Below are 14,941 nucleotides of genomic sequence, written 5' to 3'. Positions count from 1 at the left end.
TAACAATTTGTTAAATTTATTATATCGTTAATTAAGCGTAATTGTTAAAGTTAAAAATAGTTGCATATTTTAATAGGAATTAATTTAATGGTTAAACTATACTTTTTGCTTAATTTTCTTATTTTATTTTTTCCATTTATTTGTTCTGCATCAGAAAATATAGGTTTTAAGAAAATTCATTATGATAAACGAGATAGTAGGCCTATAGATATTGCCGTCTGGTATCCTACTAACAATAACCATGGCGCTGTTACTATAGCTGAAAATGCTATTTTTTATGGTCATGAAGTTACTCCTGATGCTGAACCGAAAATCAGTACGACTAAATATCCATTAGCTTTGCTTTCACATGGTTATGGTGGAAGTTGGCAAAATCTAAGTTGGCTTGCTAATGAACTTGCTTTAAAAGGTTATATTGTTGCTGCTCCCAATCATCCAGGAACAACAATATTTGATCGTAATATTGAACAATCATCTAAACTATGGTTACGTCCACAAGATTTAAGTAAAACAATTGATGCCTTAATTGGCAATCAAACATTTTCAAATATTGTTAATTTTAATCAGATTGCCGCTATAGGGCATTCTCTTGGTGGTTGGTCTGTAATAGCGCTTTCTGGCGCTAGATTTTCGGTTAATTTATTTAATCAGGATTGTAAGATACATTCTTATTTGAAAGGTTGTCATTTGCTATCTGAACTTGGTTTAGCAAATTCAGAGCTGAATAAAAGTATATTAGACCCAAGAATAAAAGCTTTCATATCTTTAGATGCCGGTTTGACAAGAGGATTTACAATTGAAAGCTTGCAAGAAATTAAAATACCTTCTCTTATTATTGGTGCAGGCGTTGATCTAGATGATACAAATACTCAACTTGAATCGGGCTACCTTCAACAATTTTTAGCAAAGTCATCTTCCACTTATATTACTATTCCAGATGCAATGCATTTTAGTTTTATCCAAATGTGTAAAACTAATGCAATAGAGATATTAAACCAAGAAAAACAAGGTGAAGGAATTATTTGTAAAGATGGAGGAATTCGTCAGAGAAGTGAAATACATAGTGAAATCACTCATCTTGTAGTTAACTTTTTGTCAGATACATTTTCAAATAATAAAAATTAATGCTCAAAAAAACTGCGACAAAAGTCGCAGCTCATTTAATAAATTTATAATAGTTAATTATTATAAATTTTGTAACACTTTTTCAACACTATCTTTGGCATCGCCAAATAACATATAGCTATTTTCTTTAAAGAATAGTGGGTTTTGCACGCCAGCATAGCCGGTATTCATTGAGCGTTTAGAAATAATCACTGTTTTTGCTTTCCAAACTTCAAGAACAGGCATACCTGCTATAGGGCTATTAGGATCTTCTTCAGCTGCTGGATTAACAGTATCATTTGCACCAATAACCCACACAACATCCGTATCAGGGAAGTCGTCATTGATTTCATCCATTTCAAGAACGATGTCATAAGGTACTTTTGCTTCTGCTAATAATACATTCATATGACCCGGTAAACGACCAGCAACAGGATGGATACCAAATCTTACTTCAATACCCATTGCACGTAATTTTTCAGTAATGTTACTTACTGCACCCTGTGCTTGAGCTACAGCCATACCATAGCCAGGAACGATGATAACAGAACGAGCTTCTTTTAATGTTTGTGCAACTTCAGCAGGTTGCATTTCACGATACTCACCTTGTTCTTCATCAGATGAACTCGCTGCATTACCATCGCTCCCAAATCCACCAGCGATAACACTGATAAATGAACGATTCATTGCTTTACACATGATATAAGAGAGAATTGCACCAGAAGAACCCACTAACGCACCAGTTACAATTAGAAGATCATTTTGTAACATAAAGCCTGCCGCTGCTGCCGCCCAACCAGAATAGGAATTAAGCATTGAGATAACAACAGGCATATCCGCACCACCAATTGATGCAACAAGGTGGAAACCGAATACTAGTGCAATAATTGTCATGATAAGTAAACAAACTAGGGCGCCTGCACCAGTTTGTGCATTGATAAATGTAAACATCAAGATAACTGATACAACTATTGCCGCTAGATTTAGATAGTGTTTATTTGGGAGAGATAATGGTTTTGAACTAATTTTACCATTTAACTTTCCAAAGGCTACAATTGATCCAGAGAAAGTAACTGCACCGATAAATACACCTACAAAAATTTCAACTAAATGAATTGTTATTTCATTCGCTGCAACTGTGTGTGGATCTAAAAAGCTGTTTATACCAACAAGAACGGCTGCCATACCGACAAAGCTATGTAACAAAGCAACCAATTCAGGCATTTGTGTCATTTCAACATTTTTCGCTAGATACAAACCAATAGCAGCACCGATAATCATGGCAATAATGATCCAGTGTAATCCGCCATTTATGCTGGCAATTGCTGCGATAAGAGCTATTGCCATACCGATCATACCGTAGATGTTTCCTGATTTAGCTGATTCTTGATTGGAAAGACCTCGTAAACTGAATATAAAAAGTAATGCAGCAATAACATAGGCTGCTTGAATAATTCCGTTACTTAACATTATTGATTCTCTCCTTTATTTGCCACGTTGGAACATTTTTAGCATTCTTTGGGTAACAAAGAATCCACCAAAAATATTAATACTAGCAATCAAAATAGCAATAAATGCAATTGCCGTAGTTAAGCCATTATCATCACCGACTTGTAATATAGCCCCAACTAATATAATTCCGGAAATAGCATTGGTTACAGACATAAGTGGTGTATGCAGAGAATGGGTAACATTCCAAACTACGTAATAACCAACAACGCAAGATAGTGCAAATACAGTAAAATGTCCTAAAAAGCTTTCAGGTACTGAGTTTGCTAACCAGAAGTAAGCAATAATGATTAACGTTAAAATCCCATATTTTTTCTGAGGATCCATTGGTTTTGGTTCTGGTTTTGCAATAGGTTCAGCTGCTTTTTTCTGAGGCTGAGCCGATACTTGAATTGGTGGTGCAGGCCAAGTAATTTCTTTATCTTTGACTACAGTTACACCACGGATAACCACATCTTCAAAGTTAATATCAATGCTGCCATCTTTTTCTTTAGTAAGCAGTTTTAATAAATTAACAATGTTAGTCCCATAAAGTTGAGATGCTTGAGCTGGCATACGATTAGCTAAATCAGTATAACCAACAATTTTTACATTATTGTCTGTTTCAAATACTTCACCTGGTTTTGTTAACTCGCAGTTGCCTCCCGTTAAGGCTGCTAAATCAACGATAACGCTACCTGGTTTCATTGATTCAACCATTTCTTTCGAAATAAGTTTTGGTGCTGGTTTTCCAGGGATTAATGCTGTAGTAATAATGATATCTACGTCTTTTGCTTGTTCAGCAAATAATGCCATTTCAGCTTCAATAAAGGCAGCAGACATTTGTTTTGCATAACCGTCACCAGAACCGGCTTCTTCTTCGAAATCTAACTCTAAGAAGTCAGCACCCATACTATTAATTTGTTCTGCAACTTCTGGGCGTGTATCAAATGCACGAACAATCGCACCTAAACTAACTGCTGCGCCAATTGCTGCAAGGCCTGCAACACCTGCGCCAATTACCAAAACTTTTGCTGGCGGTACTTTACCTGCAGCCGTTACTTGACCAGTAAAGAATCGACCGAATTGATTTGCTGCTTCAATAACAGATCGATAACCTGCAATATTAGACATTGAACTTAATGCGTCAAGGGACTGAGCGCGTGAGATACGTGGAACACAGTCCATAGCCATTACAGTTATATTTTTAGCTGCAAGCTTTTCTAAAAGTTCTTGATGTTGGGCTGGATAAATATAGCTAATGAGAGTTAATCCCTCTTTCATTAGTAAAATTTCTTCATCAGTTGGTGCATGAAATTTTAAAATAAGGTCATTTTGCCAAATATCATGATTATTTTGAATTGTTGCTCCAGCATCAATAAATGCTTGATCTTCAAAATGAGCAGCGTGTCCTGCACCTTGTTCTACAGAAACTGTAAATCCAAGTTTTAACAGTTGTCCAACTGTTTGGGGAGTTGCTGCAACTCTAGCTTCATTGGCTAACCGTTCTTTGGGTATACCGATATGCATTGCATTTCATCCTTATGTTAAAGTGAGTTGGTAATAGTACCTTGATTCTAGCATAAAATAGAGTCAGAGCGAGTAAGTAATTTATTTTTTATCATTCAGTCCACATTATTATTTTTTATAATATTATGTGATTATCTTGATAGATACGCTAAATAGTAAAAAGCAATCGTAGATATAAAATATCTATTTGTTTATTTTTAAGTCAAAATTGTTGCTTTTTTAAGATATTTTTCTATTTTTAAAGCAATTGACCGTATTTAAGTTTGGTTCTGTTTGCTTCTGTTTTACTGCATAAGATATGATGATTAATACTCTTTTAATGATTCAATTGAAATCTAATCCAAATTAGATATTCAGAAGAAAATCAAAAAACGAAGAGAAAATGTGAATAACAGCTTGTGTGTTTTGAAGCAATTAATGTTAGCATCGTCGCTCAAATATTTAGAGGCATTAAAAGGTCGTCAGGTAATGTTAGTAAAAAACATGACCAACTAAACTAGTAATCATACTAATTAGTCTTTTGTTGCTAGTTATGTTGAAGAAAAGGTTTATTTTGTCATCTAAATTGAAACAAATTAATTTATTTAATTTGAATATAATCTTCACATACTAGCAAAAATTAATACGTTTAATTTATATCAATCTAAGAAAGAATCGATAAGTAATGCAGTTATTTATGTTTCAGATGAAAGTATGATTGCCATTTATCTTAGGAGGAATTTAACAATTACTAATAAAAAAATTGTAATCTTAGAACCTTATTTAAAAAAATCTGATATTTTATTAGTTCAACTTGAAAATATTATTAATACTGTTTTTAATGCAATGAAATTACCTAAATCTGTAGGAGAAAAAGTTGTATTTAATCCTACTCCACACTCTAAAGATATCATTCAACTATTATCCCAAAACAGCACCGAGGCGAGTTTAATGTGACTAATTTAGATACAGCAAAACTTGTTGCTTAAAAAATATATTCAGTAGGTATTCAACCCATTATTTTTACTTTAGTTAGTAAAGATTCACTGATTTTTAATGGTAAAGATCATCAATACATTAACGCTTTTTAGCCGTAACTTTAGATATAACAGGTGCGAAAGATACTTTTAATGGAGCGCTTTGTGTCTCACTAGCAAAAGGCGAATCACTTTACTACTCAGCAAGTTATGCTTCTGTTTTTGCTTCTTTGACAATAAATAGTTAAGAAGCACTCAATATGCCGTTTCATCAAAGTTTACTTCAAAAAATGGCTAATAAATAAATTTACTAGAGGAAACGATTTATGACAAATCAGCCGAAAAAAATTATTTTAGATTGTGATCCCAGTCATCATGATACTAACGCGATTTTATTGGCACAGGGTAATCCTAATATTAAATTAATTGCTGTTAAACCCTGTGTAAGAAAAGTTGACAGAACACTAAATATTAATAGTGATTCAGAATTAGATGTTCAAGTACGACCAGAAGCATCTATACAATTAGGCTCAAAATATTCAATTGATTTAATTCTTGATTCTTTAGAACGCTCCTGTGAGGTAAATGTATGTTAGATCAAAGTAAAGAAAAGAAAAATATAATAACATTAATGGTTGCGTTACTTGCAGCTTGTGTTGCATTTCAACTTAATGCAAGCATGTTAAGTCCAGTATTAGTAACAATAGCTAAAGAGTTAGGAACCAATGATGCCGCTGTAGGTTTATCGCAAACTTCTTTTTTTACTGCTGCTGCTTTATTTTCACTATTCTTACCTCGTTTGAGTGATATAAAAGGTCGAAAAAAAGTATTAACCCTTATGTTGCTTATTATGACATTAGGTACCATACTTGCAGCACTAGCACCCAATATAGAAGTATTGTATGCAGCCCGAATCATACAAGGTGTATCAGGTCCTGTTGTACCACTTTGTTTATTAATGCTTAGTTATGAAGTTAAAGATGCCAAACAATATGGTATGTTAATGGGAATTATTACAGCCGTAAATGGTGGCATTGCTGGTGTTGATGCAATTGCAGGTGGCTTACTTGCTACATATTTTGGTTTCCGTTCAGTATTTTGGGTTATTGCTGTCGTTGCTGCTATTTCTACCTATTTTGTCTATCGCTTTGCTCCAGAATCAAAACCGTCAGTTGGAACTAAAATGGATTGGATAGGTGTTCTATTCATTGTTCTTACTATTGCAGCTTTGCTATTAGCACTTAATGAGGCTGGTAATATTGGCAATGCCAATTGGCTTTATGTCACTGGACTCACATTGTTTGCTATTGTTTGTTTTATGTTATTTTGGCGTACCGAAAAACGCAATAAACAACCTTTGGTTACAATTGAACATTTAAAAAGAAGAGCAACGTGGGCTTTATTATTAACCACAACATTAACCATGACAGGTATTTTTGCGATAGTAAATGGTTTAGTTATGTCAATAGCCCAAAATCATGAAATAGGTTTTGGACTTGATCCTGATTGGGCTTCACTTATTCTTCTTACTCCCTATGCGTTAATTGGTTGGTTTATTGGTCCATTCTCAGGTCGTTTAGCTCCAACGATGGGATATAATAAAGTATTAAAACTAGGTTTATTGGGTTGTATTATTGGTATTTTAGTAATCATGTTTTATGGTATTCATTCCTTAACAATTTTATCTATTTGCGTTATAGCATTAGGTATTTTTTATGCAGGAATGGCTAATATTATCTTAAATGGATTAGGTATCGTTTTATCGCCATCAAATAATCCAGGTTTTTTACCGGGTATGAATGCAGGTGCATTTAATCTAGGTGCAGGATTAAGTTTTGCATTGTTACCCGCTATACAAATGGTAAATGCAAATACATTAACTGGTTATTTCAACGGTATGTTATTGGGATTAATTATTACCATTTTAGCTTTACTTTCTAGCTTTCTAATTCCTAGACCTATTAATGCAGAGTTATAAAAAATATTAAACTTTCAGCGAATCCTAGATAATACTATCTAGGATTTTTAATTCTGAATGCATTTAAAAATAGTCTCTTTATAGGTTTACCACTATTTGTTATTAAATATTTTTTGAAAATTTACATTCTACTCTTCTGGTATCAAAGTAAAAACTAAGGTTGTGAAGAATTTATCTTGGGTAGCTAACTTTTTATTTTTAATTGGAAAACCAATTTCAACACCAATGACATTTAAACCTTGGTTAGGAACAATAATATCAACTTCTCCGTTATTATTAGTTTTTATAGTTTGATCTAAATTATTCACTACATCAATAATTACAGGAACATTTGCAAGAGGTTGACCATCTTTATAAACAGTAATAGGTAATGTGTCCCCACGATTCAATTTTGTTGGATCAATTTTAGGTACGATTTGTAATGGAATATCTTTAATGATTTTAGGGTTAGTAACAGATGATAAATAATTTACACTATATTTTATGGCATGAATACCAACATTAGCGCCTTGGACTTGATTCATGGGTAAATTAACATATTTTCCATCTGCATTTTGTGTCCAGTATCCATAATCAAAATCAATCGTCACAACTGATGTTTTGTCGGCTGGCTCAATGGTCACATAGTTACTGTGTTCTTTTTTTATAACAGATGATGGCATCCAATCGTTTGTGTAGGCATGAATTTGTTTTACCGTATCTGGGTTATAACCGTTGTCCAATGGGCCTTCACCTAAAATAATCTGTTTTTGATCAACTCGATTGGCAATCCAGATACCATGGGCAGAGACTTTTAGAGTTATAAAGTAAGTAGCAAATCCTACTAGAGTTAAAAGAAATATTTTACGCATATATCCACCTTTATTTTAAATATAAATGATAATCATTATCATTATTGTTTTGATGTTTAGTAATGTCAAGCTGAGCATGGGTGATGGATAGGATAAATTTGATAAAGGTAATATAAAATAAGGCTGGATAAATAAATGTTTACTTACTGTTTATATTCAATCATCTAATCATAAATCTTAAGTTTGGTTATTTTTAACTATTACAAATTGTTATATAATCAATAATATTTTGTCTTTAAAACTATATATTGTGTTTATTAAACTTTTTAAGGTACTTTTACATAAAACGATACGTTAATCTAAGGAAACCTCTATGATGGATTTTTCCCAATCAGTACCTGAACTGGTCTCTTGGGCAAAAAAGAATGATTTTTCAATTACGTTGCCTGTTGAAAGGTTAGCTTTTTTATTGGCTATTGCTGTATTAAATAGCGAGCGTTTCGATGGTGAAATGACTGAGTCGGAATTAATTGATGCTTTTCGGCATGTTTCACAGATTTTTGAACAAAGTGAAGATACTATTACTGTAAGAGCTAATAATGCTATTAATGATTTAGTGCGTCAGCGTTTAATTACACGTTTTGCAAGTGAAATGACTGATGGTTATTCGATTTATCGTTTAACTCCCCTTGGAATAGGGATCTCTGATTATTATATTCGACAGCGTGAATTTTCGTCACTCCGTTTATCCATTCAGTTATCTATTGTGGCACAAGAATTGAAACGTGCTGCAGATGCAGCACTCGAAGGGGGGGATGATTTACATTGGCATCGAAATGTCTTTGCCCCTTTAAAATATTCGGTTGCTGAAATTTTTGATAGTATTGATATAACACAACGTGTTATGGATGAACAACAAGCAGATGTTAAGCAAAATATATCTGCATTATTAAGCCAAGACTGGCAAGCAGCAATTAGTAGTTGTGAAGGATTGCTAACAGAAACATCACAAACACTTCGTGAGTTGCAAGATACTTTAGCTGCAGCAGGCGATAAACTACAAGCCAGTTTGTTATTAATTCAAGACGCAACACTTGATAATCCTGAACTTGATAAAATTAATAATGTAGTATTAGATTTACAAAGTAAATTAGATCGAATTATTGGTTGGGGGCAAAAAGCGATAGACCTTTGGATAGGTTATGATAGACATGTTCATAAATTTATTAGAACAGCGATTGATTTAGATAAAAACCGTGTATTTTCTCAACGATTACGTAAATCAATTCAGAGTTACTTTGATTTACCATGGTCTCTTACGTTTGCAAATGCTGATCGTTTACTTGATATGCGTGATGAAGAACTCGCATTACACGAAGCAGAAGTTACAGGTGAATTACCGTCAGAACTTGAATTTGAAATGATTGAAGAGATTCAAGAACATATTATTAAACATATTGAACAAAATTTATTGATTTTTAAACAAGAAAATAAACCACTTGATATTGGTATTGCAATTTGTAGCTATTTAGCACAATTTCCACGCGAACAACATTTTGATATAGCAAGGTTATTTATCGATCAGGCTATTCGACTTGGTATTGCCGAAGATGATTTGCTCGGTATACCTAACGAATGGAAACCTATTAACGATTATGGAGCTAAGGTACAAGCACATGTCATCAACAGATACTAAAGATTTTGAAACACAACAAACAGCACATCATCTTGATGAAGTTATGGGACGCATAGCGGCAAGTTCACAAGCATCCATTGATAAATATATGCCAGTTAAATTGGCGCAAGCAATTGCAAACCCAATTTTTCCTGAGCTTGATAGTACTTTGCGTTCTGGGCGTCATATTGGCATTGATGAGCTTGATCATCATGCATTTTTAATGGACTTTCAACTAGAACTTGAACAATTTTACCAACGTTATAATGTTGAATTAATAAGAGCGCCAGAAGGTTTTTTTTATCTTAGACCTCGCTCAACAACGTTAATTCCTCGCTCGGTATTATCTGAGTTAGAAATGCTAGTCGGCAAAGTGCTTTGTTACCTTTATTTAAGTCCAGAACGATTAGCACATGAAGGGATTTTTACGTTGCAAGAGTTGTTTGACGAACTGATATCATTAGCTGATGAAAGTAAATTGCTTAAATTAGTTAATCAGCGATCTACAGGATCTGATTTAGATCGTCAAAAGTTATTTGATAAAGTCAAAACTGCTTTAAATCGATTACGTAGACTTGGTATGATTTTCTTTATTGTTGGTAATGACAGTAGCCGTTTTCGCATTAATGAATCAATTTTTCGTTTTGGTGCAGAAGTTCGTAGTAGTGATGATGCGCAAGAAGCTCAATTGCGTTTAATCCGTGATGGTGAAGCAATCAAGATAGAATCATCACTTATCTTAGATGATAATAATGAAGACCAAGATGTTAATGAGGAGATAGAATAATTATGATTGGACATGGTAAGTTTCACTCATTGACACTGATAAACTGGAATGGTTTTTTTGCTCGAACCTTTGATTTGGATAAATTGGTTACAACTCTTTCTGGTGGTAATGGTGCTGGTAAATCAACCACAATGGCAGCTTTTGTTACTGCTTTAATTCCTGATTTAACTTTATTACATTTCAGAAACACAACTGAAGCAGGGGCAACATCTGGTTCACGAGATAAAGGTTTACACGGAAAATTAAAACCTGGTGTCTGTTATTCTATGCTTGATGTAATTAATTCTCGTAATCAACGTATAATTTGTGGAGTACGTTTACAGCAAGTAGCTGGTCGAGATAAGAAAGTCGATATTAAACCTTTTTTGATACAAGGTTTATCTGTTGGTATTACTCCAACAGAATTAGTCACTGAACGTTTAAACGACAAACAAGCACGAATCCTTTCATTACCTGAATTAAAAGAAAAAATTGAAGGAATGGATGGCGTAATTTTTAAACAATTTAACTCAATTACTGACTATCATTCGGCGATGTTTGACTTTGGTATATTACCAAAGCGTCTGCGTACATCGTCCGATCGTAGTAAATATTATCGCCTGATCGAAGCTTCTCTTTATGGTGGTATTTCAAGCGCTATTACCCGCTCACTACGTGATTATCTATTGCCCGAAAATAGCGGTGTACGTAAAGCTTTCCAAGATATGGAGGCCGCACTACGTGAAAATCGAATGACATTAGAAGCTATCAGAGTTACGCAATCTGATCGAGATTTGTTTAAACATCTTATCACCGAATCGACTAATTATGTAGCTGCTGACTACATGCGTCATGCTAATGAACGTCGTGTACATATTGAATCCGTGCTAGGCTTACGCCGAGATATGTTTAAAACACAAGATCTACTTTTAAGTAATCAATTCCGCCAAGTTGAAATGGCAAAAGAGTTGAAAGAATATCAAGAAGCACAAAGTGATTTAGAAACTGATTTACAAGCAGCCAATGATCATCTAAATCTTGCACAAACGGCATTGCGTCAACAAGAAAAGATTGATCGCTATCAAGCAGATTTAGATGATTTAAATGTAAAGCTTGAAGAACAAAATGAAGTTGTACTTGAAGCTAATGAACAATATCAAGCTTATCGAGACCAATTTGAACATTCAGAACAAGAAGTTGATGAAATAAAAACACAACTGGCTGATTACCAGCAAGCGCTTGATGTTCAACAAACCCGAGCTATTCAATATCAACAAGCACTGCAAGCCCTTAAAAATGCACAGTCTTTATGCAAATTACCTAAATTAGGCCTTAGTAATATTGAAAATCATTTTGCAGAGTTTGATGAAAAACAAAAAGAGATAACTGAACAAGTATTAGAACTTGAGCAAAGACTCAGTGTTTCTGATGCTGCGATCAATCAATTTGATAGAGCTTATCAACTTGTTGTCAAATTAGTAGGTGATGTGGTTCGCAGTGAAGCATTTATTGCTGCCAAAGAAGCATTAAGGATATGGCCGTCACAATGTTATCAAGCTGATCAAGCTGAACATTTACAATTACAACTAGATGAATTAGAACAACGTTTTTTTGAGCAAAAAGAAGCAGAATCATTATTAACCCAATTTTGTAAACGTATTGGTCGTCAAGTTAATTACGATGATCTGGATGAATTAAAACAAGAGCTTGAAGTACAATTAGAAGAAAGTGCGGAGCTGGCTCATGAATCAAGTGAAAAACGAATTGAATTTAGACAAGAACTGGAACAAATTCAAGCGAAGATTACTGAATATCGACAAAAAGCACCTACATGGTTAAAAGCGCAAGATGCTTTAATTTCTTTGCAAGAACAAACTGGTCAAACATTTACTCATAGCCAAACGGTCACACAACATATGCAGCAATTGCTTGAACAGGAACGCATACTTGTTACTGAACGTGATCAAATCAATTCTAGACGTAATCAACTGGATATACAAATTGAACAACTTAATCAACCAAGTGGGGTTGATGATGGACGATTATCGGCATTGGCAGAACGATTTAATGGTGTATTACTATCTGAAATTTATGAAGATGTCACTATTGATGATGCCCCTTACTTTTCAGCGGTATATGGTCCATCAAGGCAAGCTATTGTGGTGCCCGATTTATCCTTAGTAAAAACACAACTTGAAACTCTTACTGCAAGTGAAGAAGATTATCCTGAAGATATCTATTTTATTGAAGGTGACCCATCATCATTTGATGATAGCGTATTTGACTGTGAAGAAATGGATAAAGCAGTATTGGTTAAAACGGGTGAGCGTCAGTGGCGTTTTTCTAGTTTTCCTAAAGTACCATTATTTGGCCGGGCTGCACGCGAGGTTCATCTTGAAAAATTATCAGTAGAACGAGACCAACTGCATGAACGTTATGCAACTGTCTCATTTGACTTACAAAAGTTACAACGAATTGAGCAAAATGTTGGGCAATTTATTGGTCAATATTTAGCGGTAGCTTTTGATATCGATCCTGAAGCTGAAGCACAGAAATTAGCAACTAGGCGTACGGAAATTGAACGTCAATTATCATCTCAAGAAAGTATTGATAAACAAAATCAGCAACAAGTATTAAGTTTAAAAGAACAATTAACTACCGTTAATCGACTTGTTGCACAAATGCATTTATTGGCTGATGACGATCTCGCTGATCGAGTTGATGACTTGCGTGAACAGGTAGCAGAAGCACAAGAAGCAGTACAATATGTCAGTCGGAACCGTAACACTGTTTCAGAGCTGGAACCGATTGTTGCTGTTTTACAGAGCGATCCTGAACAAAATGAAGCTTTACACGAGCAATACAACATTGTAAGAACACAACAACAAACGATTCGACAACAAGTTTTTGCGCTAACTGAAGTGATACAACGTCGATCTCATTTTAGTTATGAAGACTCGGCTGGTATGTTAGGTGAAAATGCTGATTTAAATGAAAAATTGCGTTCTCGATTGGAGGTGGTTGAAGCTCAAAGAACTGAATCCCGTAGTCAAATGCAGCTATATCAAGATAAATATAATCAGTATAACCAAACATTTGCTTCATTAAAAAGTGCTTTTGAAACTAAGCGAGATATGCTGAATGAACTACAGAATGAGATAAAACAAATTGGTGTAAAAGCCGATGCGATTACCGAAGAGCGTGCCCGAATACGACGTGATGAAATTCATCAAAAACTTAATAATAATCGTCAGCAATGTACCTCCCTTGAAAAGCAATTGATTGTGTGTGAAAGCGAAATGACACAAATGCAAAAACGTTTGACACAAACATTGCGTGAATATAAGCAATTACGCGAACAAGTGGTACAAGCTAAAGCAGGATGGTGTTTAGTATTACGATTAGTCAGAGATAATAGTGTTGAGCGTCGATTACATCGTCGGGAACTTGCTTATCTAAGTGCTGATGAGCTACGTTCTATGTCGGATAAGGCATTGGGTTCACTACGTTTGGCTGTAAATGATAATGAGCATCTGCGTGATGTATTAAGGTTATCAGAAGATCCAAAACGGCCTGAACGTAAAATCCAATTCTATATTGCAGTTTATAAACATCTGCGTGAAAGAATTCGCCAAGATATCGTGAAAACCGATGATCCAATTGAAGCTATTGAACAAATGGAAATTGAATTATCTCGCTTAACTGAAGAACTTACTTCGCGTGAGCAGCAATTAGCGATAAGTTCCAAAAGTGTGGCTAATATTATACGTAAAACTATTCAACGTGAACAAAATCGTATTCGCATGTTAAATCAAGGTTTACAAGCAGTAGCATTTGGTCAGGTTAATGGTGTACGTTTAAACGTTAATGTTCGTGAAGCCCATTCTTCATTATTGGCGGCTCTAGCTGATGAAAAAAGTGAACATCAAGATCTGTTTAGCAACAATAGAATCACTTTCTCTGAAGCTTTAGCTAAACTGTATCAACGCTTAAATCCACATATAGATATGGGACAACGCACTGCGCAGAATATCGGTGAGGAGTTACTTGACTATCGAAACTATCTAGAGATGGATGTTGAAGTTAATCGTGGTGCTGATGGTTGGTTACGTGCCGAAAGTGGTGCATTATCAACTGGTGAAGCGATTGGTACTGGTATGTCGATTCTCTTAATGGTAATTCAAAGCTGGGAAGAAGAATCTAAACGTCTGCGTAATAAAGATATTTCACCATGCCGACTATTATTTTTAGATGAAGCCGCTCGTCTAGATGCTAAATCAATTGCAACACTTTTTGAGCTATGTGAACGATTAGAAATGCAACTCATTATTGCAGCACCTGAAAATATCAGCCCAGAAAAAGGGACTACATACAAATTAGTTCGTAAAGTTATTAATAATCAAGAGCATGTTCATGTTGTTGGATTAAAAGGTTTTGCTTAATAATATTGCTGGTGATTGCCAGCAATATTTTATTTTTTTAAGAAATTTAGTCGTATATGCTAAAGTAAAAAAATATTTTGTCGTTTAATTTTGTATTTATACAAAAAATAATTCTATTTTTGTCAAAAAATATATTTTTTTTATTTAAAAAAGTTAAGGTTAAGTAAAAAAATATTATCCTCCTTAAAATACTTATAATTAATCAAATAGT

At 34.3% G+C, this 14,941-nt stretch carries 11 protein-coding genes; 8 read left to right on the top strand and 3 right to left on the bottom strand.

The features are described from left to right. The first annotated feature begins 87 nt into the window (after positions 1-87). Positions 88-1,125 carry a lipoprotein signal peptide gene (locus tag H3T96_RS04880; RefSeq protein WP_144091783.1) on the top strand — a complete coding sequence of 346 codons (1,038 nt, stop codon included), beginning with the start codon at positions 88-90 and terminating at the stop codon, positions 1,123-1,125. A 60-nt stretch (positions 1,126-1,185) separates the two neighbouring features. Here H3T96_RS04880 and pntB read toward each other — a convergent pair whose 3' ends face one another. Further along, positions 1,186-2,574, bottom strand: a complete 1,389-nt coding sequence (gene pntB / locus H3T96_RS04875) for a Re/Si-specific NAD(P)(+) transhydrogenase subunit beta (protein ID WP_086327293.1) — start codon at positions 2,572-2,574, stop codon at positions 1,186-1,188. 15 nt (positions 2,575-2,589) lie between these two features. Continuing rightward, on the bottom strand, positions 2,590-4,122 hold the full coding sequence (gene pntA / locus H3T96_RS04870; protein ID WP_086327294.1) for a Re/Si-specific NAD(P)(+) transhydrogenase subunit alpha: 1,533 nt from the start codon (positions 4,120-4,122) through the stop codon (positions 2,590-2,592). A 693-nt stretch (positions 4,123-4,815) separates the two neighbouring features. Here pntA and H3T96_RS04865 point away from each other — a divergent pair. The 4 genes from H3T96_RS04865 to H3T96_RS04850 all read left to right on the top strand — a co-directional run bounded on the left by H3T96_RS04865 (position 4,816) and on the right by H3T96_RS04850 (position 7,056). Then, positions 4,816-5,058 (top strand): hypothetical protein, encoded by a 243-nt coding sequence (locus H3T96_RS04865; RefSeq protein WP_086351314.1) that lies wholly within the window; start codon positions 4,816-4,818, stop codon positions 5,056-5,058. Between the two features lie 148 nt (positions 5,059-5,206). Then, the gene (locus H3T96_RS14990; protein WP_143423811.1) at positions 5,207-5,326 is read left to right on the top strand and encodes a hypothetical protein; all 120 of its coding nucleotides are present in this window, start codon (positions 5,207-5,209) and stop codon (positions 5,324-5,326) included. Between the two features lie 78 nt (positions 5,327-5,404). Beyond that, entirely contained in the window at positions 5,405-5,674 is a 270-nt protein-coding gene (locus tag H3T96_RS04855) for a hypothetical protein (protein ID WP_086327435.1), read from the top strand. Beyond that, positions 5,668-7,056 carry an MFS transporter gene (locus H3T96_RS04850; protein WP_144091784.1) on the top strand — a complete coding sequence of 463 codons (1,389 nt, stop codon included), beginning with the start codon at positions 5,668-5,670 and terminating at the stop codon, positions 7,054-7,056. Before H3T96_RS04855 ends, H3T96_RS04850 begins: the two co-directional genes overlap by 7 nt. A 128-nt stretch (positions 7,057-7,184) precedes the next feature. On the opposite strand, the gene H3T96_RS04845 is transcribed toward H3T96_RS04850, so the two are convergent. Continuing rightward, positions 7,185-7,907 (bottom strand): DUF4198 domain-containing protein, encoded by a 723-nt coding sequence (locus H3T96_RS04845; protein WP_086327437.1) that lies wholly within the window; start codon positions 7,905-7,907, stop codon positions 7,185-7,187. A gap of 313 nt (positions 7,908-8,220) precedes the next feature. Here H3T96_RS04845 and mukF point away from each other — a divergent pair, with 313 nt between their 5' ends. From mukF to mukB, 3 genes are read left to right on the top strand one after another with little or no spacing between them, the layout of a single operon-like run. Then, a complete protein-coding gene (gene mukF, locus H3T96_RS04840) occupies positions 8,221-9,543 on the top strand; it encodes a chromosome partition protein MukF (RefSeq protein WP_144091785.1) in 1,323 nt (440 codons plus the stop codon). Positions 9,544-9,586: 43 nt separating this feature from the next. Then, entirely contained in the window at positions 9,587-10,309 is a 723-nt protein-coding gene (gene mukE / locus H3T96_RS04835) for a chromosome partition protein MukE (protein WP_144091798.1), read from the top strand. Positions 10,310-10,311: 2 nt separating this feature from the next. Next, a complete protein-coding gene (gene mukB / locus H3T96_RS04830) occupies positions 10,312-14,730 on the top strand; it encodes a chromosome partition protein MukB (protein ID WP_144091786.1) in 4,419 nt (1,472 codons plus the stop codon). Positions 14,731-14,941 lie beyond the last annotated feature (211 nt).

The sequence above is a fragment of the Gilliamella sp. W8136 genome, assembly GCF_016101285.1.
GTDB lineage: Bacteria > Pseudomonadota > Gammaproteobacteria > Enterobacterales > Orbaceae > Gilliamella > Gilliamella apicola_N.
Note: the sequence above shows the minus strand (reverse complement) of the source record. Positions and strands in the feature narration are given on the sequence as shown.

Excerpts from the sequence above, each read along its gene's own strand:
- H3T96_RS04880 (WP_144091783.1), top strand. The coding sequence starts at position 88 with ATGGTTAAACTATACTTTTTGCTTAATTTTCTTATTTTATTTTTTCCA.
- pntB (WP_086327293.1), bottom strand. The coding sequence starts at position 2,574 with ATGTTAAGTAACGGAATTATTCAAGCAGCCTATGTTATTGCTGCATTA.
- pntA (WP_086327294.1), bottom strand. The coding sequence starts at position 4,122 with ATGCATATCGGTATACCCAAAGAACGGTTAGCCAATGAAGCTAGAGTT.
- H3T96_RS04865 (WP_086351314.1), top strand. The coding sequence starts at position 4,816 with ATGATTGCCATTTATCTTAGGAGGAATTTAACAATTACTAATAAAAAA.
- H3T96_RS04855 (WP_086327435.1), top strand. The coding sequence starts at position 5,405 with ATGACAAATCAGCCGAAAAAAATTATTTTAGATTGTGATCCCAGTCAT.
- H3T96_RS04850 (WP_144091784.1), top strand. The coding sequence starts at position 5,668 with ATGTTAGATCAAAGTAAAGAAAAGAAAAATATAATAACATTAATGGTT.
- H3T96_RS04845 (WP_086327437.1), bottom strand. The coding sequence starts at position 7,907 with ATGCGTAAAATATTTCTTTTAACTCTAGTAGGATTTGCTACTTACTTT.
- mukF (WP_144091785.1), top strand. The coding sequence starts at position 8,221 with ATGATGGATTTTTCCCAATCAGTACCTGAACTGGTCTCTTGGGCAAAA.
- mukE (WP_144091798.1), top strand. The coding sequence starts at position 9,587 with ATGGGACGCATAGCGGCAAGTTCACAAGCATCCATTGATAAATATATG.
- mukB (WP_144091786.1), top strand. The coding sequence starts at position 10,312 with ATGATTGGACATGGTAAGTTTCACTCATTGACACTGATAAACTGGAAT.